19 protein-coding genes are annotated in these 19,359 nt (G+C 68.6%); 12 read left to right on the top strand and 7 right to left on the bottom strand.

The window, feature by feature from the left end:
* Nucleotides 1-31 precede the first annotated feature (31 nt).
* Nucleotides 32-619, bottom strand: a complete 588-nt coding sequence (gene folE / locus DES45_RS02020; RefSeq protein ID WP_170151362.1) for a GTP cyclohydrolase I — start codon at nucleotides 617-619, stop codon at nucleotides 32-34.
* Nucleotides 620-965: 346 nt separating this feature from the next.
* Between folE and DES45_RS02015 the strand changes: the two genes are divergently transcribed.
* From DES45_RS02015 to ptsN, 5 genes are all read left to right on the top strand, one after another.
* Nucleotides 966-1,430, top strand: a complete 465-nt coding sequence (locus tag DES45_RS02015) for a putative pterin-binding protein (protein ID WP_114768803.1) — start codon at nucleotides 966-968, stop codon at nucleotides 1,428-1,430.
* A 33-nt stretch (nucleotides 1,431-1,463) separates the two neighbouring features.
* Entirely contained in the window at nucleotides 1,464-3,890 is a 2,427-nt protein-coding gene (locus DES45_RS02010) for a putative bifunctional diguanylate cyclase/phosphodiesterase (protein ID WP_114768294.1), read from the top strand.
* Between the two features lie 132 nt (nucleotides 3,891-4,022).
* A complete protein-coding gene (rpoN, locus tag DES45_RS02005; RefSeq protein ID WP_114768293.1) occupies nucleotides 4,023-5,435 on the top strand; it encodes an RNA polymerase factor sigma-54 in 1,413 nt (470 codons plus the stop codon).
* Nucleotides 5,436-5,538: 103 nt separating this feature from the next.
* Nucleotides 5,539-6,114 (top strand): ribosome hibernation-promoting factor, HPF/YfiA family, encoded by a 576-nt coding sequence (gene hpf, locus DES45_RS02000; protein ID WP_114768292.1) that lies wholly within the window; start codon nucleotides 5,539-5,541, stop codon nucleotides 6,112-6,114.
* Between the two features lie 98 nt (nucleotides 6,115-6,212).
* Nucleotides 6,213-6,671, top strand: coding sequence for a PTS IIA-like nitrogen regulatory protein PtsN (gene ptsN / locus DES45_RS01995; protein ID WP_114768291.1), 459 nt, complete (start codon nucleotides 6,213-6,215; stop codon nucleotides 6,669-6,671).
* Between the two features lie 25 nt (nucleotides 6,672-6,696).
* On the opposite strand, the gene DES45_RS01990 is transcribed toward ptsN, so the two are convergent.
* The gene (locus DES45_RS01990; RefSeq protein ID WP_114768290.1) at nucleotides 6,697-7,440 is read right to left on the bottom strand and encodes a Crp/Fnr family transcriptional regulator; all 744 of its coding nucleotides are present in this window, start codon (nucleotides 7,438-7,440) and stop codon (nucleotides 6,697-6,699) included.
* Nucleotides 7,441-7,649: 209 nt separating this feature from the next.
* Between DES45_RS01990 and DES45_RS01985 the strand changes: the two genes are divergently transcribed.
* The 4 genes from DES45_RS01985 (at nucleotide 7,650) to DES45_RS01970 (ending at nucleotide 10,249) form a co-directional block, all read left to right on the top strand.
* Entirely contained in the window at nucleotides 7,650-8,036 is a 387-nt protein-coding gene (locus DES45_RS01985; RefSeq protein WP_114768289.1) for a COG4315 family predicted lipoprotein, read from the top strand.
* Between the two features lie 165 nt (nucleotides 8,037-8,201).
* Complete coding sequence (locus DES45_RS01980) at nucleotides 8,202-8,873, top strand: GNAT family N-acetyltransferase (RefSeq protein WP_114768288.1); 672 nt, start codon at nucleotides 8,202-8,204, stop codon at nucleotides 8,871-8,873.
* Between the two features lie 51 nt (nucleotides 8,874-8,924).
* Nucleotides 8,925-9,434, top strand: a complete 510-nt coding sequence (locus DES45_RS01975) for an RNA polymerase sigma factor (RefSeq protein WP_114768287.1) — start codon at nucleotides 8,925-8,927, stop codon at nucleotides 9,432-9,434.
* Complete coding sequence (locus tag DES45_RS01970; protein ID WP_114768286.1) at nucleotides 9,431-10,249, top strand: anti-sigma factor family protein; 819 nt, start codon at nucleotides 9,431-9,433, stop codon at nucleotides 10,247-10,249. Before DES45_RS01975 ends, DES45_RS01970 begins: the two co-directional genes overlap by 4 nt.
* A 10-nt stretch (nucleotides 10,250-10,259) precedes the next feature.
* Here the strand turns inward: DES45_RS01970 and DES45_RS01965 are convergent, their stop codons facing one another.
* The 3 genes from DES45_RS01965 to DES45_RS01955 all read right to left on the bottom strand — a co-directional run bounded on the left by DES45_RS01965 (nucleotide 10,260) and on the right by DES45_RS01955 (nucleotide 13,421).
* A complete protein-coding gene (locus DES45_RS01965; RefSeq protein WP_114768285.1) occupies nucleotides 10,260-10,988 on the bottom strand; it encodes an SIMPL domain-containing protein in 729 nt (242 codons plus the stop codon).
* 86 nt (nucleotides 10,989-11,074) lie between these two features.
* Nucleotides 11,075-12,160, bottom strand: a complete 1,086-nt coding sequence (locus DES45_RS01960) for a polyamine ABC transporter substrate-binding protein (RefSeq protein WP_114768284.1) — start codon at nucleotides 12,158-12,160, stop codon at nucleotides 11,075-11,077.
* 106 nt (nucleotides 12,161-12,266) lie between these two features.
* Nucleotides 12,267-13,421, bottom strand: coding sequence for an aminotransferase (locus tag DES45_RS01955; RefSeq protein WP_114768283.1), 1,155 nt, complete (start codon nucleotides 13,419-13,421; stop codon nucleotides 12,267-12,269).
* A 186-nt stretch (nucleotides 13,422-13,607) separates the two neighbouring features.
* On the opposite strand from DES45_RS01955, the gene DES45_RS01950 reads away from it, so the two are divergent.
* The 3 genes from DES45_RS01950 to DES45_RS01940 all read left to right on the top strand — a co-directional run bounded on the left by DES45_RS01950 (nucleotide 13,608) and on the right by DES45_RS01940 (nucleotide 17,456).
* Nucleotides 13,608-14,612 (top strand): FecCD family ABC transporter permease, encoded by a 1,005-nt coding sequence (locus DES45_RS01950; protein WP_114768282.1) that lies wholly within the window; start codon nucleotides 13,608-13,610, stop codon nucleotides 14,610-14,612.
* Entirely contained in the window at nucleotides 14,609-15,391 is a 783-nt protein-coding gene (locus DES45_RS01945) for an ABC transporter ATP-binding protein (RefSeq protein WP_114768281.1), read from the top strand. Before DES45_RS01950 ends, DES45_RS01945 begins: the two co-directional genes overlap by 4 nt.
* A 97-nt stretch (nucleotides 15,392-15,488) precedes the next feature.
* Entirely contained in the window at nucleotides 15,489-17,456 is a 1,968-nt protein-coding gene (locus DES45_RS01940; protein WP_114768280.1) for a nucleoside-diphosphate sugar epimerase/dehydratase, read from the top strand.
* On the opposite strand, the gene DES45_RS01935 is transcribed toward DES45_RS01940, so the two are convergent.
* The gene (locus tag DES45_RS01935) at nucleotides 17,389-18,330 is read right to left on the bottom strand and encodes an NAD-dependent epimerase/dehydratase family protein (RefSeq protein ID WP_114768279.1); all 942 of its coding nucleotides are present in this window, start codon (nucleotides 18,328-18,330) and stop codon (nucleotides 17,389-17,391) included. The genes DES45_RS01940 and DES45_RS01935 overlap by 68 nt on opposite strands.
* Nucleotides 18,327-19,358, bottom strand: coding sequence for an MraY family glycosyltransferase (locus DES45_RS01930; protein ID WP_114768278.1), 1,032 nt, complete (start codon nucleotides 19,356-19,358; stop codon nucleotides 18,327-18,329). The genes DES45_RS01935 and DES45_RS01930 overlap by 4 nt, the downstream gene beginning before the upstream one ends.
* Nucleotide 19,359: the final 1 nt, after the last annotated feature.

Below are 19,359 nucleotides of genomic sequence, written 5' to 3'. Positions count from 1 at the left end.
CTCTTCAACGGGCTCAATCGGGTTTCGACGGTTACTCGGGCGATCCGCGCTCGAGAGCGATGCATTCCTGCAGGAACTCGCTCTTGTGCTCGGGACTGGTGGCGAGCTCGCCCCAGAAGCAGGTGTTCACCATGCGGCTGCGGCGGCTCGACCGCACGCCGCGCTGGGTCTTGCACATGTGGACGGCGCTGATGCGCACGGCGAGGCCGCGGGGCTTTGTCATGTCCACCACGTAGTCCCCGATCTGCTTGACGAGCTCTTCCTGGATCTGCAGCCGGGACGCGAAGTGATCCACGATACGGTCGTATTTGGACAATCCGATGATCTTGCCGTCGGCGGCCGGAAGAATTCCGATATAGGCGTGGCCGTAGATCGGCATGAGGTGGTGCGCGCACATGGAGCGCAGCTCGATCGGCCCCGTGACGATCAGCTGGTCGTAGGAGCGGGCATTGTCGAATTCGGTGATCTTCGGGGGCGCCGTGTAGCGGCCCTGGAGGATTTCCTCGACGAACATCTTCGCGACCCGCTGCGGGGTCTCGCGCGTGTTGTGGTCGTTCTGATGATCGATGCGCAGAACGTCGAAGAGTTCTTCGACCTTCCGGGCGGCCGCAGCAATCATTGCTGTCCGCTCCGCTTCGTCGATCGGTTGATCGAGCGCCTCATTGCACAGCCGGGAGAATTTCATTCCGGTGGAGTGGAAGTTCATAATCGACCTAATGCCCTATTGTACGAAGCCTTTTTCATTACCTAGTGTCACGGCTGGCTTCGAAGCGTGACGCTCAATGTTCGCGCAAAAGCTATATCCTATTCCTCTGCGACAAAACACTTCTTAAAGGAATAATTAGAACTCACCTATTATGCTTGTTCTTGATAACAGTTTTTCCGACCAGGATCCGGGGAATAGAATGATCGGGGCTTACGTGAAACGACATATCGTTATATTTGCCGTGGCAGTCGCTGCGCTCATGGGTGCCGGCGCCGCAGGCGCGGATCCGCTCCCGGCTCCGGCCGACAAGCCGATCCTGACGATCTCCGGCCAGATCGACACCACCAACAAGGACAACACCGCGCAGTTCGACCGCGCGATGCTCGAAGCCATCGGCATGGAGACGATCGAGACCAACACGCCCTGGTACAACGGCCCGGTGAAGTTCGAGGGCGTCTCCCTCGACAAGCTCATGAAGCGCGTGGGCGCCAAGGGCGAACGCGCCGTCTTCGTGGCGCTCAACGACTACAGCAGCGAAATCCCCATGGAGGATTTCTCCAAATACAACGTGATCCTCGCCCTCAAGCGCAACGGCGAGTACATGCCCGTCCGCGACAAGGGGCCCCTCTTCGTCATCTACCCGTTCGATAGTAAGCCGGAGCTGAAGAATCAGACCTTCTACGGCCGATCCGTCTGGCAGGTGGCCAAGATTATCGTAAAGTGACGGCCGCCTGACGTCGTCCCCGGAGGACTGCCATTGTCGCTGCGCACGCTCAAACTGGTGCTTGCTGTCGTCATTGCCAGCTTCCTCCTGTCGGCCGTCTACATCTCGGTTCTGGTGGTCGAGCGCCAGAACGCCCTCAAGGAAGTCTCGCGCTACAACATCTCGTGGCTCGCAAGCCAGGCCGTGTCGGAGTTCGTCCGGCTCGGCCAGCGGCTCAACGCCTACGGGATTCCGGGCACCGGCGTCGACAAGGATGAAGTGCAGCTGCGCTACGACATCCTTCTCAGCCGCGCAAAGCTGCTCAGCGACGGCGACTTCCAGTCCTTTGTCGAGCGGGATCCCGAGCGCCAGGCGACCGTGAAGCGCCTCGCCGAGGTCCTCGCCGAGGTGCAGCCCCTCATCGACGCCATCGACGCGCCCGGCAACGCCGTGCGCGCCTACACGCTTCTTCAGCCGCTCGAAACCCAGCTGATCGACATGGCCTCCGCGGCCAACCATTACGGCGGCCAGCGGGTGGCGGAGGACCAGCACGAACTCATACGCCTGCACTGGCTGTTCTCGGGGCTGGCGGCCTGTCTCATCCTCACCGGGATCGTGCTCCTCGGCCTGCTCGGCTGGCACAACCGGCTGCTGGAACGAGCCCAGGCGGAGCTGCGGACGCTCGCCGGCAATCTCCAGGCGACCTCGGCCGAGCTCGAGGACGCCAACAAGGCCCTGGGGCTCGCCTACAAGGAGCTTCAGAACCGCAACGAGGTGCTGCAGGCGCAGGAGCACGAGCTGCGCATGCAGAACGAGCGCTTCGACGCGGCGCTCAACAACATGTCCCACGGCCTGTGCATGGTCGACGGCGACGGCCGCATCATCGTGTTCAACGCGCGCTTCAGCGAGCTCTTCGGCCTGAACCACCGGGCCAAGCCCGGCGTGACCCTCGAGCGCCTGACCCGGGGCGCCGACCGCACCGACACGCCCGGCCTCGCGGCCCTGCGGGCCATCTGCGAGCAGCAGGAGGAGCTGATCCGCGACCGTCGCCGCGCCTCCTTCATCCAGGAGGAGCCCGGCGGTGAGACCTTCTCGGTCTCGCACCAGCCCATGACCGGCGGCGGCTGGATCGCCACCTACGAGGACATCACGGAACGGCGGCGTGCCGAATCGCAGATCGCCTACATGGCGCATCACGACGCGCTCACCGATCTGGCGAACCGGGTGCTGTTCCGCGAGCGGCTCGACCAGGCGCTCGCGGCGGCCCATCGCCAAGGCACGACCATCGCGGTGCTCTGCCTCGACCTCGACCGCTTCAAGGACGTGAACGACTCGCTCGGCCACGAGACGGGCGACGAGCTGCTCAAGGCCGTGGCCGACCGGCTGCGCTCCTGCGTGCGCGACGGCGACCTCATCGCGCGCCTCGGCGGCGACGAATTCGCCGTCCTGCAATGCACCGTGGGCGATCCGAACGACTGCGCGTCGCTGGCGGCGCGCATCATCAACGCGATCGGGGCACCCTACGAGGTCGACGGCCAGGAGATCGTCATCGGCACCAGCGTGGGCATCGCGCTGGCGACCGAGGGCCGCGTCCCCCCGGACCAGCTTCTCAAGCATGCGGATCTTGCGCTCTACCGCGCCAAGTCCGACCGGCGCGGCACCTACCGGTTCTTCGAGCCCGAGATGGACGCCCAGCTCCAGGCCCGGCGCCTGCTCGAGGCGGACCTGCGCAAGGCGCTCGCCAACAAGGAGTTCACGCTCGCCTACCAGCCGGAGATCAACATCCGCCGCCACGAGATCAGCGGGTTCGAGGCGCTCCTGCGCTGGAAGCACCCCGAGCGCGGCATGGTCTCGCCGGCGGAGTTCATCCCGGTCGCGGAGGATATCGGCCTCATCTCGGCGCTCGGCGAATGGGTCATCGAGCAGGCGTGCCAGGAGGCCGCCCAGTGGCCCGACGGCATCAAGGTGGCGGTCAACCTCTCGCCCGTGCAGTTCCGCAACCGAACCCTGGTCGAGACGGTCGACCGGGCGCTGACCCAATCCGGTCTCTGCCCGAGCCGGCTGGAGCTCGAGATCACCGAATCGGTCCTGCTCCAGGACAACGAGATGACGCTCGCGACCCTGCACCAGCTCCGGCGGCTCGGCGTGTGCATCGCCATGGACGATTTCGGCACGGGCTACTCGTCGCTCAGCTACCTGCGCAGCTTCCCGTTCGACAAGATCAAGATCGACCAGTCCTTCATCCGGGAGCTGACCTCGCGGGCGGACTGCCTCGCCATCGTCCAGTCCATCACCCGCCTCGGGTCGAGCCTCGGCATGATCACCACCGCCGAGGGCGTGGAGACGGAAGAGCAGTATCGGCACCTCCTCGCCGCCGGCTGCACCGAGGCCCAGGGGTACTATTTCGGCTACCCGCTCCCCGCCCAGGATCTCGTCTTCTCGCTCTATCCGGAAAAGCAGCCGAAGGCAGCCGAGGCCTGATGCGCCGCCCGGACGGGCGAGCGTCGGGGCCGCAGAACGCTCTAGGAATCCTTGCCTTTTGACGCCCACGGGGCGCCACAGTACAGATAGGCGGCAGGGTTTCTCCCGTGCCGAGGGCGGCTGGATGCGGTCATGAGCGCAACGCAACGGCTTGAACTGCGCCAGGGCCAGACCTTGGCCATGACCCCGCAGCTGCTCCAGTCGATCAAGCTGCTCCAGCTCTCCCATGCGGAGCTCGTCGCTTACGTGGAGGCCGAGCTCGAGCGCAACCCGCTCCTGCAGGAGGCCGAGGGCGGCGCCTTTCCCGCTTCCCCGCTCCGCAAGCCCCCGGCACCCCGGCCCGGCGGCGGCCAGCCGCCGCCGCGCCCGCTGCCCGTGACGGCCGGGCCGTCCGGCGGCGCGTCCCGGTCCGGCGGCGGGGACGCCGAGCTCAAGCCCGAGCTGGAGGCGACCCTCGCGCGCGCCGCGAGCCTCGCAGAGCACCTCGAGGCGCAGCTCGATCTCGCTCTCGCCGACCCGGTCAGCCACGAGATCGGCCGCCACCTGATCCACAGCCTGGACGAGGCCGGCTACCTCACCGACGACCTCGCTGACATCGCGGAACGGGTGCCGGCGACGCCCGAAGCGGTCGAGGCGGTGCTGGGGGTGATCCAGGGCTTCGACCCTCCCGGCGTGGGGGCCCGCACCCTCGCCGAATGCCTGCGGATCCAGCTGCGCGAGCGGGACCGCCTCGATCCCGCCATGGAGGCGCTTCTCGGACGGCTCGACCTGGTGGCCCGGCAGGACTTCGCGGCCCTCAGGCGGCTCTGCGGCGTCGACCAGGAGGACCTCGCCGACATGCTGGCCGAGCTACGCCGCCTGGAGCCGAAGCCTGGCCTCGCCTTCGCGTCGGCGCCGGTCGATGTGCTGGTCCCGGACGTACTGGTCCGGGACGGCCCCGACGGCAGCTTCCTGGTCGAGCTCAACCCCGACACGCTCCCCCGCATTCTCCTCGACCGGTCCTATCACACCGAGGTGGCCCGGTCGGTCCGGAGCGAGAAGGACAAGCTCTTCCTCTCGGAATGCCTGCAGACCGCCCATTGGCTCACCCGCAGCCTCGACCAGCGCGCCCGCACGATCCTGAAGGTCGCAACCGAGATCGTGCGGCACCAGGAGGGATTCTTCCGCCAGGGCGTCCCGGCTCTGCGCCCGCTCACCCTCAAGACCGTCGCGCAGGCCATCGGCATGCACGAATCCACTGTCTCGCGCGTCGTCGCCAACAAGGCGATCGGCTCCGCCCGCGGGGTTCTCGGCATGAGGTTCTTCTTCGGGGCCGCGGCCGGGGAGGGCGGCCATTCCGCCCAGGCCGTGCGTCATCGAATCAGGCAGCTCGTGGACGCGGAGGCGCCCGACGCCGTGCTGTCGGATGATGCAATTGCCCAAAAATTGAAGGCGGAGGGCATGGCCGTCGCCCGGCGGACCGTCGCGAAATACCGGGAGGCCCTGCGCATCCCGTCCTCGGCCGACCGACGCCGGAGGGGCAAACACCGATTGAAGACATCCTGAAGCTCAACATCAAGTCTTGTATTGCGTCCCCAAACCATCATCATTTCACCCAGCGTCACCCACGGGCCCACCCGCTGGAAGAAGAACGCCAGAGGAGAACGCCATGACCTTGAGGATATCCGGCAAGAATCTCGATATCGGCGAATCCCTGAGGTCCCAGGTGAAGGAGCGCGTGGCCGGCGCGCTGAGCAAGTATTTCGACGGCACCTATACGGGCCATGTCACGGTGGCGCGCGACGGCGCAGGCTTCCGGACCGACTGCGTGCTCCACCTCGCCTCGGGCGTCACCCTCGAGGCCTCCGGAGCCGCCCAGGACGCCTATGCGAGCTTCGACCAGACCGCAGACCGGATCGAGCGGCGCCTGCGCCGCTACAAGCAGCGGATCAAGGACCATGTGGCCCAGGCCGCCGAGCGGCCCTCCGGCCTGGAGGCGCCCTATGCGGTGTTCGAGGCCCCCACCGACGAGACGGTCGTGCAGGAGGGCTACCACCCGATCGTCATCGCCGAGACCACCAAGGCGCTGCACCGCTACTCGGTGAGCGACGCCGTGATGCAGCTCGACCTGACCGGGGCGGCCGCGCTCGTGTTCATCCATGCTGGCACTGGCCGCGTGAACGTCGTATACCGCCGCGGCGACGGGGCGATCGGCTGGGTCGACCCTCCGCCGGCGCAGCCCTGAAGGAGCCCGTATCCAGAGGACTGACCGTTGTTTTGGCCCAAGACTTGCTTGGAACGGCACGAGGCCGAATCGGCTTCACAACATATGCAGCTTGATCGATGCCCTTGCTGGACTTCCTAGACCCTCAAGCCGTTCTGCCCGCGTTGCGCGTGAACAGCAAAAAACAAGCCCTCCAGGAAATTGCCGCCCATGCTGCCCGTCTCACCGGCCTGGAGGCCGCGGCGATCTACGAGGCGCTGCTCCAGCGCGAGAGGCTCGGCTCGACCGGCATCGGCGAGGGCATCGCGATCCCGCACGGCAAGCTCCCCGGCCTGACCAAGATCTTCGGGCTCGTGGCGCGGCTGGAGAAGCCGATCGACTTCGAGGCGCTCGACGGCCAGCACGTGGACGTCCTGTTCCTGCTCCTGGCCCCCGAAGGAGCGGGCGCCGACCACCTGAAGGCCCTGTCGCGGGTCGCCCGCGTCCTGCGCGAGCCGGGCCTGGTTGAGCGGGTGCGCGCCACCCGGGACGCCGCCGCCCTCTATGCCATCATGACGGAATTCCCGAAGGCCGCCTGACGTCTGCCGCAGCGGCAGCCGGGGATCAGCGCGGCTCGCTCTCGAGGTAGAGGAAGGACGGATCGAACTCGGCCATGGCGGCCAGACCGTCCCAGTCGTTGATCGTCACGATCTGGTCGCGCCAGGTGACCAGCCCGGCTGCCCTGAGCTCCTGCAGGGTCCGGTTCACATGGACGGTCGAGAGGCCCAGGGTGTCGCCGAGCTCCGCCTGGGTCAGGGGCAGCCGGAAGCTGCCGCCCTCGGTCCGCCCGATGGCCCGGAGCCTCAGGAACAGCTCGCAGATGAGGTGGGCCATCTGGCTGACCGCCGGCCGCCGGCCCATCGCCACGAGCCATTCGCGATGAATCGCCCCGTCGATCAGCGTGTTGAGCCAGAGCAGGCGCGCGAGATGCGGATAACGTTCGGTGATCTCGCGCAGCGTCTCGTGCGGCACGGCCCCCGTCCGGCAGGGGCTCAAGGCCACCACCCCATGGTCCATCCGGTGCAGCAGGAAGCTGTGGAGGTCGACGAAATCGCCCGCGACGTGAATGGCGGTGATCTGACGGCGCCCATCCGCCAGTCCCTTGTACCGGGCCGCGAACCCGTCGATCAGCAGGGTGCTCTCCGTGGGCCTTTCGCCCTCCCTGACGAGGTCCTCGTCCACGGCGAACTCCCGGATGCGCGCGACCGCCCTTGCGAGAACGCTCTTCTCCTCCTCGGAGAGCCGGTCGCGCTGCTCGAGCTTGCGGATCAGGACATCTCCGGGATGGTCACCGGCTTTCGTCTGCATCGGCCGCCGTGAAGGAAGATCGCGCAATCGGCTCTCCCGCAATAAGGTTCGGTTCGTAAATGGGACGATCGGAACCGCCCTCAAGGGGAAGCGCTCCGCCGGCAAGGGCCACAGGCCGCGACGTCGCCGTCTTTCACTCGTGCGGGAATAAAGGCCCAGGCGGCCGTGTCTATAGGTCGTGATCAACCAAGATCCTGGGGAGAACTCTCATGAAGCTTTCGGCATGCTCGATCATCCTGTCCGCGACGCTCCTGGCCGCGACGGGCGCGGCGGCTCAATCCATGGCCCCGGCCAAGGTCGCCGATACGACCAAGGGCAAGGCCCTCGTCGACGCGAAGGGCATGACGCTCTACACCTTCGACCGCGATGCGGCCGGCAAGTCGAACTGCAATGGCACCTGCGCCCAGAACTGGCCGCCCCTGATGGCGCCCGCCAATGCCGCGGCGTCGGGCGACTGGAGCGTCGTGAAGCGCGACGACGGCTCCATGCAATGGGCCTACAAGGGCAAGCCGCTCTACACCTGGGTCAAGGACACCAAGGCCGGCGACGTGACCGGCGACGGCGTCAACCAGGTCTGGCACGTGGCGGCGCCTTGAGGAGCGGGCTCGTGGCCGGGACGTCGCGGCGTGATGCGAGGGACGTACCCCGAACAGCCGAGGGAGTTACCTCGCCTTGGCTAAGTGCACCTGTGCCCGCGCGCCTTATTGTCGGCAGGCATGATCAGTCAGCACTCGAGGGGCGTCCCCGGCCTGCAGCGACAGATGGTTCTCGACCGCATTCGAAATTATGCGGCACGCCACGGGCTTGCCAGCACCCTGTTCCATCTGGCCTATCGGCTGGCGAACAGCGCCGCCATGCTGATGGTGTTCCGGATCGTGGTTCTGGCCCGGGCCGAGATCGACTGGGGGCTCGTCGCCGGCGCCGGGGAGCACTGGACCTTCCTGAATCACGACGAGATCCGGCGCTTTTCCGCGGCGGACCCGTCCCTGGAGCTCGACGAGGCCTTCATCGCGGCGGCGCTCGCGCGCGGGGACCGCTGCCATGCCTTCGTTCAGGACGGGGCGCTGGGCGCCTATGCGTGGTTCGCCAGCGGCCCGACCCCGATCCAGGATTCGCTGACGGCCATCTTCAACCCCGGCTGGGTCTACATGTACAAAGCCTTCACGGCGCCCGGATTCCGCGGGCGCCGGCTCTACGGCATCGGCGTGGCCAAGGCCATGCAGTCCTTCCTCGCGCAGCAGAACTTCCAGGGGCTGGTCAGCTGCGTCCAGTCCCACAACCGCGCATCGCAGAAGGGCCTCCAGAGGATCGGCTTCAGGACCGTCGGCAAGGTCTTCGTCCTTGGCGGGAAGCGTCCTTTCCTGTCCTATGCGAGCCGGGGCTGCCGGTCCGTGTTCCACGCCAGGATCCTCCGGTCCGAGCCCCCCGTCTGACCGGAGCCCGATTCCATGCGGCAGCCGGACGACGGAGGAGGAGCTAGCCCCTTGGACGAGATCGCATCGCTTCTCGAACCGCAGATCCCCGGGCTCAGGCGCTACGCCTGGGCCCTGCTCCGGGACGACGAGACGGCGGACGATCTGGTGCAGGACACCCTGGAGCGCGCCATCAGCCGCTGGCACCAGCGGCGGCAGGACGGCGACCTGAGAGCCTGGCTCTTCGCCATCCAGCGCAACCTCTTCCTCAACAGCCTGCGGCAGCGCCGGCAGCGCGGGCAGCAGGTGGGAGTCGAGACCCTCGATCAGGTCGCGGCTCCCGACGGCCATGCGGACGGGAGCGCGGGCCTGAAGGACATCCTCACCGGCCTAGACGCGCTTCCCGAGGAGCAGCGCTCCGTGCTCCTGCTGGTCGGGGTCGAGGATCTGTCCTACGAACAGGCCGCCCGGGTGCTCGATGTCCCGATCGGCACGGTGATGTCGCGGCTCAGCCGGGCCCGGGAAAGAATGAGACGGTTCATGGAGGGAGGGCGCAGCGCCGTCCTCAGGAGGATCAAGTGACGGACGAGCGTCCCATCGGCGAGGACGATCTGCAGGCCTATCTCGACGGCAGGCTCGCGCCCGGCCGCCTGAGGTCCGTGGAGGCCTATCTGGCGGACAGTCCGGCCGCCGCGTCGCGCGTCGCCGTCGAGGCCGAGCAGCGCCAGGCCCTGCGCGACCGGCTCGCCTTCAAGGCGGCCGAGCCAATTCCCGCCCGCTTGCGGGTCGCCCATCTCGTGGAGGCCGGCCGTCGCCCGGCGCGCTTCCGGCCGGCCGCGGCCGCCGCGGCCGCGATCTGGCTTTCGATCGGCCTCGCCGTCGGGGCCGCCGGGGGTGCGTTTCTGGCGAAGGACGGCCTGCCGCTGCGCCAGGCCGCTGCGGACACCGCCGCCCGGGACGCGATCACCGCCTACCGGACCTATGTGGGCGAGCGGCTGCACCCGGTGGAGGTCGCGGCCGACCAGGAGGCCCATCTCGTCCAATGGCTGTCGCGCCGGGTCGGCCACCCGCTCGTAGCCCCGAACCTGACCGCCCAGGGCTACCGCCTCATCGGCGGCCGCCTCCTGCCGGCAGGCGCGGAGCCCGCGGCTCTCTTCATGTACCAGAACGACGGCGGGCAGCGGCTGACGCTCTATGCCCGCTCCAGCGCGGCCGAGAAGGAAACGGCTTTCCGGTTCGAAAGCCAGAACGGGGTCTCGGCGTTCTCGTGGATCGACGAGGGCTGCTCCTACGTGGTGACCGGCAGCCTCGGCCGGGACGAGCTTTTGACCGTCGCCCAGGCGGTCTACCGGCAATACGAGGACAAGGCGAAGCCGCCGGAGCGCGGCACCCTGTAAGGGCGGCGCCTCAAGGACGCGCGGCCATCTCCCACACCATCTGGACGCTCGACGTGTAGCGGATCGTCGCCGGCGGCACGATCGGGACCGCCGAATCGGCGCCCTTGGCGAGGGCCATCTGCATGCGCATCTCGGGGCGCGGCTCGAAGGGCTGGGCGGAGCCGTCGCGGATCTCCATCAGCCGGCCGAGCCCCACGCCCGCCGCGGAGGCATAGACCTCGGCCTGGCGCTTGGCGTCGCGCACGGCCGCCTCCCGGGCCCGGTCAGCGCCTTCCTCCTGTCGGTCGAGGCCGAACGAGACGGACTGGAACGTCATGTCGCCGCTCGCCAGGATCTCGCCAGCGAGCCGCCCGACGCCGTCGAGGTCGCGGGTGGTGATGCGCAGCTGATGGTTGGCGGAGAATTTCGGCGCCTTCACCTCCTTGCCGTCCGGGGTGTACTGGGTCGGCGTCTGGAAGACCTGGAAGTTCGCGGTCTGGATGTCCTCCTTCTTGATGCCCAGGCCCTCGATGCGGGCGAGAACCCGCTCGGTCGCAGCGCGATTCGAGCTGGCGGCCTGCGCCACGGTGTCGGCCTGGGTCGCCACGGTCACGAAGACGCGGGCGAAGTCGGGCTTGAGCTCCACCTCGCCGGTCCCGACGACGCTGATCGTGGGCTGGTGGCGTCCGGCATCGGTCTGGGCGAGGGCCGGGGCGGCGAACGCGAGGGTGGCCAGGGCCGCAAGGGTAGCGAGGCGCATGAAGGGTCTCCCTGAAACGGCTGCTCCGCCGAAGCGGCGGAGCAGCAGGCGTGGCGGATGATGCCGGGGCGATCCTGAGCGGCCGATTAACGGCCGGTCTTCACCCGGGTCCAGAGCCGGGTGACGGTGCGCTGCGAGCGCTCGTCGTAGGCGGTGTTGGTGAAGAGCCGCTTCATGGTGGCCTCGTCCGGATAGATGCCCGGATTGTTGAGGATCTCCGGCTTGATGTGCTGCTTGGCCGCGAGGTTGCCCGATGCGTAGGACACGAAGTTCGCGTTCATGGCGGCGATTTCGGGCTTCAGCATGAAGTTGATGAACTCGTGCGCCTCGGCCACATTCTTGGCGTCCGCCGGGATCGCGAAGCTGTCGAACCACATGAGCGCGCCCTCGCGCGGGATCACGTAGGAGATCTCGACGCCGTTCTTCGCCTCCTCGGCCCGGTTCTTGGCCTGGATCATGTCGCCCGAATAGCCTACCGCCACGCAGATGTCGCCGTTGGCGAGGGCGTTGATGTACTCGGACGAATGGTACTTTTGGATGTTCCCGCGCACCCGGAACAGGGCGTCGCCGGCCTTGTTCAGGTCCTCGACCCGCTTGGAATCCGGGTTGAGGCCGAGATAGGCGAGCACGCCGGGGAAGAGGTCCTCCGGGGAATCCAGCATGTAGATGCCGCAGGCCTTGAGCTTGGAGGCGATCTCGGGCTTTAGCACCAGATCCCAGGTATTGAGCGGCATGTCGCCCAGGGTGTCCTTCACCTTCTTGGTGTTGAGGCCGATGCCGGTCGTGCCCCACATGTAGTTGACGGCGTACTGGTTGCCCGGATCGAACACGGCCAGCCGCTGCGTCACCTCGGGCCACTGGTTGGCGAGGTTCGGCAGCTTGGACTTGTCGAGCTTCTGGAACACCTTGGCGCCGATGAGCCGCTGCAGGAACGGGCCGGAGGGCACGACGATGTCGTAGCCGGACTTGCCGGCGAGCAGCTTCGTCTCGACGATCTCGTTGTTGTCGTAGGTGTCGTAGACGATCTTGATGCCCGTCTGCTTCGTGAACTCGTCCAGCGCCTTCGGATCCACATAGTCCGACCAGTTGTAGACGTTGACGACGCGCTCCTGAGCGGCGGCGCCCGTAACAAGGCCAAGGGCCAGGGCAAGGGAAGCGAGAGTACGGATCATCAGGGGTGGGAACTCCTCTGGTTCGAAGGGGGGACAAACGGCGTGAGGCTAAGAGCTTCCGGCGCAAGAAACAATCTTGAAGTCGGCCCGGTGGATAAGCCCGCCGTCAGGCCGCCCGCCTGAGGGCCTTCGCCAGACGCTCGAGGCCCGCATCGAGCGTCGCGTCCTTCTTGGCGAAGCAGAAGCGGACCACGTTCTTCACGGCGCCCTGCGCATAGAAGGCCGAGACCGGGATCGCCGCGACGCCGTGCTCGGTCACGAGGCGGCGGCAGAAGGCCACGTCGTCGGTCTCTCCCAAGGGCGCGATGTCGATGTTGACGAAGTAGGTGCCCTGGCTCGGGATCACGTCGAAGCCCAGCGTGTTGAGCCCCGCCGTGAAGCGGTCGCGGCTGCGGGCGAAGTCGCGCCGCATCCCGTCGAAATAGGCGTCGTCCTTCGCAAGGCCGTAGGCCACCGCGACCTGCAGGTTCGGCGGGGTCGTGAAGGTGAGGAACTGGTGCGACTTCGCCAGCACCTTCATGATGTGCGGCGCGGCGCACACGAAGCCGACCTTCCAGCCCGTGAGGCTGAAGATTTTTCCCGCCGAGCCGATCTTCACCGAGCGCTCGCGCATGCCGGGGAGCGCCAGCACCGGCTGGTGGCGGCGGCCGTCGAACACCACGTGCTCCCACACCTCGTCGCTGATGCAGATGGCGTCGAACCGGCGGCAGAAATCGGCCAGCAGGGTCAGGTCTTCGGGCGCGAAGACCGTGGCGGTCGGGTTGAGCGGGTTGTTGAGCAGCACCGCCTTGGTCTTCGGGGAAAAGGCCTTCGCCAGCGCCTCCTCGGTGAGCCGGAAATGGGGCGGCTGGAGCGTCACGAACTTCGGCACGCCGCCGGCAAGCCGCACGAGCGGCAGGTAGGCGTCGTACATGGGCTCGAACAGCACCACCTCGTCGCCGGGCTCGACGATGCCGAGGATCGCGCCCGCGAGCGCCTCCGTGGCGCCGGACGTGACCATCACCTCCGTGGCGGGGTCCAGGTCGACGCCCTGCCAGTGCCGGTAATGGGCCGCGATGGCGGAGCGCAGCTCCGGGATGCCCATCATGGACGGGTACTGGTTGTAGCCGTTGAGCACCGCGTCCGCCGCCTTTTGCCTGACGTCCTCCGGGCCCGGATCGTCCGGGAAGCCCTGGCCGAGATTGATGGCGCCCGTCTCCCGGGCGAGGCTCGACATCACTTCGAAGACGGTGGTGGGCAGGTTGGCGAAAAGCGGATTCATGCCGGGCTCTGAGCGTTGGTTTTCACGGGCTTGGCCTGCTTCGTAGCACGGTCCGACGCGGGATCGAACCCGCTTTGTCGGCATGGGGGTCCAGGTTTCCCCTCCCGCAACAGGAAGGAAGAAACGTCGAGGATGACACCGGGGGGCGCTGTTGCTATCGCGGAGGCGTCAACGCAATCGGTGCTCATGCCCGCCTCCCGGCCCTCCCTCATCGCAAGCCTCGCGATTCTGCTCGCGGCCTTGAGCCTCGCTTCGCTCGCGGTCGGGCCGGCGCCGATCCCGGTCGTCGCCGCCGCGAAGGCGCTCGTGTCGGACCAGGGCAGCGCTGGCGTGGTGGTGCGGGAGATCCGCCTGCCCCGCACCATCCTGGCGCTCCTGGTCGGGTGGATCCTCGGATTGACGGGTGCGGCCTTGCAGGGGCTGCTGCGCAACCCGCTCGCCGATACGTCGGTCTTCGGCGCGCAGCAGGCAGGGGCTCTCGGGGCGGTGCTGGTGCTCTATTTCGGCCTCGTTGGCGCCCTGTCCTGGGCCCTCCCGGTCGCGGCCATCGCGGGGGCGCTCGTCTCCATCGCGGTCGTGGTGGCGGTGGCGGGACGAAACGCCACCGTGGTGGTGCTCGTGCTCGCCGGGCTCGCGGTCGGAAGCCTCGCCGGGGCCGGGACCTCGCTCGCCATCAGCCTCTCGCCCAATCCCTTTGCGGTCACCGAGATCGTGTTCTGGCTGCTCGGCTCCTTCGAGGACCGGTCGATGACCCATGTGTGGCTCGCCCTGCCGTTCATCCTTGCGGCCTCGGCCCTCGTGCTGGCGGCGGCCCCGTCCTTGCGGGCCCTGGCCCTGGGCGAGGAGACGGCGCAGAGCCTCGGGGTCGACCTGCGCCGCCTGAGGCTTCTCGTCGTGGCCGGCGCCGCGGTCGGGACCGGCGCCTCGGTGGCGGTCGCCGGCTCGATCGGCTTCGTGGGGTTGGTCGCGCCGCACCTGGTGCGGCCGCTGGTCGGCTACGACCCGGCCCGCACCCTGGTGCCGGCCGGGCTTGCGGGCGCGGCGCTGCTGCTTGCGGCCGATTGCGCCGTGCGCCTCATCCCGTCCGGCACCGAGGTGAGGATCGGGGTCCTGACCGCGATTCTCGGGGTGCCGCTCTTCCTCTGGGTCATCGCCCGGCGCAAGGCGGAACTGGCGGAGACGCCCGCATGAAGCGCCTCGTCGCCCGCTCCCTGTCGATCGATCTCGGGTCCCGCCGGGCCCTGTCGGGCGTGGATCTCGCTTTCGAGTCGGGCCGTTTCGCCGTCATCGTCGGGCCGAACGGGGCCGGCAAGACCACCCTCCTGCGCAGCCTCGCGGGGCTCGTGACGCCGGCCGCCGGCGCCGTCACCCTCGACGGGGAGCCGGTTGCCCGGCTCCGCGCCGCCGACCGGGCGCGGGCCATCGCCTACCTGGCCCAGAACGGCGGCGTCGCCTGGCCGCTGCCGGTCCGCGACGTGGTGGCTCTCGGGCGCCTGCCGCACGGAGAGAGACCCGATTCCCTCGGCGGGGCCGGAAGCCGGGCCGTCGAGGACGCGATGGCGGCCGCCGACGTGCGGGACTTCGCCGACCGTCCCGCTACGGAACTCTCCGGCGGCGAGCGGGCCCGGGTGCTGCTCGCCCGAGCCCTTGCGACCAAAGCGCCCGTTCTCCTGGCCGACGAGCCGGTCGCGGCCCTCGATCCGCGCCACGAGCTGATGGTGCTCGAGGTGCTCCGGGCCCAGGCCCGGGCCGGAGCGCTGGTGGTCGCCATCATGCACAACCTCACCCTGGCGGCGCGATTCGCCGACGAGATCGTGCTTCTCGACCGGGGCCGCCTCCAGGCCCATGCGCCCCCGGCCGAGGTGTTCACCCCGGAAAAGCTCGCGGCGAGCTTCGGCATCAGCGCCCATGTGTCCCAGGAGACAGGCGGCCTCGTGGTGGTGGCCGAGAGCCCGCTGCCGCAGGCCTGACCGGACCGTCCCGGCCACCGGCCATGTCCGCCGTCACATTGACAAAGCCGGGAACGCGGCGGATACCGCGCGGAACAATGTGGCGGGACCCCCTGATTTGAAACGGCAGGACTTCAAGAAGACGCTCATCGTCGTCCATGACCTCGCGATGACGGCCGTCGCCGTCGTGGCGACCTTCTACGTGCGCTTCGACGGCAGGCTTCTCGACGAACGGCTCCAGCACCTGCCCCTGTTCCTGCCGCCCTTCGTGGCCTTCGCGGGGCTGGTCTACTGGTTCTTCCAGCTCTACCGCTCCAAGTGGCGCTTCGCGTCCCTGCCGGACCTGTTCAACATCTTCCGGGCCACGAGCGTGCTGGCGCTGACGCTGCTCGTCATCGACTACGTCCTGTTCTCGCCGCAGCTCTTCGGCTTCTACTTCTTCGGCAAGATCACGATCGCCCTCTACTGGCTGATCCAGATGTTCCTGCTGGGCGGGCCGCGGCTGGCCTTCCGCTACGTGAAGTACGCCCGCTCCCGCCAGACCCTGGAGCGGGACTCCAACACGCCGGCCCTGCTGCTCGGGCGCGGCAGCGACATCGAGGTGTTCATCCGGGCGATCGAGTCGGGAGCGGTCAAGCGGCTCCAGCCCAAGGGCGTCCTGTCGTTCCGGTCCGACGACCTCGGCCAGTCCATCCGAGGCGTGCCGGTGCTCGGCACCTTCACGGACATGGACCAGGTCATCCAGGACTTCCAGGAGCGCGGCACCCCGATCCGCCGGCTCGTGGCGACCCCGAGCGCGCTCGCGCCCGAGGCCCATCCCGAGATGCTGATCGCCCGCGCCCGCCGCCTCGGCCTTCCGCTCGTGCGGGTCACGAGCTTGGGCGAGGGCATGCGCGACGCGGAGCTCGCGCCGCTGGAGATCGAGGACCTGCTCCTGCGCCCGACGGTGCAGATCGACCGGCGCCGCCTCGAGAATTTCATCCGGGGCAAGCGCGTCCTCGTGACGGGCGGCGGCGGCTCGATTGGGTCGGAGATCTGCACCCGCGTCGTCGCCTTCGGGGCGACCGACCTGATGATCGTGGAGAGCTCCGAGCCCTCGCTCTACCACATCCTGGAAAACCCCACGCTCCTGTCGAGCGACACCAACGTGGACGGGCTCATCGCCGACGTGCGCGATCGGGATCGGATCCGCGAGGTCATGCGGGAGTTCCGGCCCGACGTGGTGTTCCACGCGGCCGCCCTCAAGCACGTGCCCTATCTCGAGCGGAACTGGACCGAGGGCGTCAAGACCAACGTGTTCGGCTCGGTGAACGTGGCCGATGCGGCCGTGGAGGCGGGGGTCGGCGAGATCGTCATCATCTCCACCGACAAGGCCATCGATCCGGTCTCGATGCTCGGCGCCACCAAGCGCTTCGCCGAGATGTACGCCCAGGCCCTCGACGCCGAGTTCAAGGGCCACAACGGGGCACCGCGCCTCATCGCGGTGCGCTTCGGCAACGTGCTGGGCTCGGTCGGGTCCGTGGTGCCGAAGTTCAAGGCGCAGATCGCCCGCGGCGGGCCGGTCACGGTCACGCATCCGGACATGGTGCGCTACTTCATGACCACCCGCGAGGCGGCGGATCTCGTGCTCACCTCCGCGTCTCACGCCGACGACGGCCGGCGCATCGCGGCCGATGCGGCCGCCGCTTACGAGCGCGCCTCGGTCTACGTGCTCAAGATGGGCCAGCCGGTGCGGATCTACGATCTCGCCGAGCGCATGATCCGGCTCGCCGGCTACGAGCCCGGCGAGGACATCGAGATCGCCGTCATGGGGACGCGGCCCGGCGAGCGCCTGCACGAGATCCTGTTCGCCCGCGACGAGCCCATGGCGGAGATCGGCATCGACGGCGTCATGGCGGCGAAGCCCATCTTCGCCGACCGGGAGCGGGTGGACCGCTGGCTCGACGCCCTCGACCGGGCCATCGCGGCCGGCGACCGGAGCGCGGCCGAGCGGGTCTTCGAGGAGGCGATTCCCGAATTCAAGCGCCGGGTGCTGCCGCTTGAGCCTCCCGCGCCAGCCGAGCCAGCCCGTCTGGCGTCGAATTGACCGGCTGCCAGCCGAGCGCCTCGAGGGCCGCGGGGCTCGCCACCAGCGAGCCCGCCAGCCGCTCGTAGGCTTCCGCCCTGCCGGCCAGGAGGGCTGCCGCCTTGAACGCGAAGGCCGGCACAGGGATCAGGCCCGGACCGCGCCCGAGTCCCGCCCGCAGGGCCGCGACGATCTCGGGCACCGTCACGGGCTCGGGATCGGCCACGATGAAGGGCCGCTTCAGCGTGCCTTGCGCCTTCAGCACCGCGTCCATGGCGGCCGCGAGGTTGTCGAGCGACAGGAGCGAGCGCTTGGCCTTCAGCCCGCCGAGCGGCAGGGGCCAGGGCGATTGCGCGAGCCGGAGCAGGGCCGCCATGTTGCCCTTCACGCCCGGCCCGTACACGAGCACCGGCCGCAGGGCCGCCCAGTCGAGCCCCAAGCGGGCCAGGCCCTCCTCGGCTTCGAGCTTCGAGCGGCCGTAGGCGTCGGTGGGCGCGGACACCCGCTCCTCGGTGAGCACGCCCTCCGCCACCGGCCCGCTCTGGGCCCGGATCGAAGACAGGAACACGAAGCGCTTCACGCCGGCCCGCTCGGCGGCCTGGGCCAGCTTGATCGTGGCCTCGGTGTTGATGGCCCGGTAATCGTCCTCCGGCCGGCCCGACATGGCGTGAGCGAGACCGGCCGAGTGGATCACCGCGTCCACGTCGCGAAGCGCCGCCGCCATGTTGTAGGGCTGGGCGATGTCGCCGATCACCGCGCTGGTCGCGCCTTCGGGCACCTCGGAGGGGCGCCGGAGCAGCACCCGGACCCGGTAGCCGCGCTTGGGGAGTTCCTTGAGGAGATGCTGGCCGATGAAGCCGGTCGCGCCGGTGAGCGCTATGAGGGGAGCTGTCATGCAGGGGATTTTAGGCGCGGCTTCGCGAAATGGGAGAGGAGCAGGCCGACGAGAACCACGCCGGCCGCGAGGCAGGCGACTTGAACCGGCCAGAACGGCCAGATCAGGGTGACGGTCGCAAGCCCCGCGAGCAGGAGGTTGAGGCCGAACACATGGGCGCTGACCGCGAGCGGCGTGAAGCCGTTCGTGGTGGCCTGCTGGTAGAAATGGCTGCGGTGGGCCTCCCACACCTTCTCGCCGCGCGCCAGGCGCTTCAACAGGGTGATGGTGGCGTCCATCAGGTGGTAGAGCGGCAGCAGGAGGGCGGCCGCCAGGGCGCCGGTTCCCGCGAGCTCCAGCAGCATCCAGCCGACCAGCAGGCCGATCGGCAGCGAGCCGACATCGCCGAGGAAGAGCTTCGCCACCGGCCTGTTGAAGGGCGCGAAGCCGAGGATGGCGCCGCAGAGGGTAAGGGCCACGAGGGGCGCGGGACCCGGCTCTGGCACGACGAAGAGCCCAAAGGCGGCCACGAAGGCCGTGACCGGCACCATTTCGGCCACCGTGATCCAGTCGAGCCCATCCATGAAGTTGACGAGGTTCACGAACCAGACTCCGCCGAGGATGAGGAAAGCCTGCTCCAGCACCAGGGGCACCACCTCCGGCAGCACTCGGACCTGGCTCGCCACTACGATCGCCGCGACGGCCGCCACCTGCAGCAGGAGACGGGGACCTGCCGGCAGCGGACGGATGTCGTCGACGGCGCCGACCGCCGCGAGGGCGATGCTGGCGGCCGCGACGACGAGAAATCCGCCCATGGGCAGACCCGATGCCCACAGAACGATGCCGGCCACGGCGAGGCAGGCGCCGACCACCGCGATGCCGCCGCCCTGGGGCGTCGGGATCCGGTGGCTTGAGCGCGCATTGGGACGCGCCAGCGCATAGCGGACGAGGAGGGGCTTCAGTAGGACGAGGAGGGCGGCCGACAGGAGGGCTGTGCCCAGCAGCAGGCCGGGCGCGGCGAGGCCCGCAACGAAATCGGTGGACGTCATG

The sequence above is a fragment of the Microvirga subterranea genome, assembly GCF_003350535.1.
GTDB classification, from domain to species: Bacteria; Pseudomonadota; Alphaproteobacteria; order Rhizobiales; family Beijerinckiaceae; genus Microvirga; species Microvirga subterranea.
The sequence above is the reverse complement of the archived record's forward strand: the minus strand, read 5'-3'. Positions and strand labels throughout refer to the sequence as shown.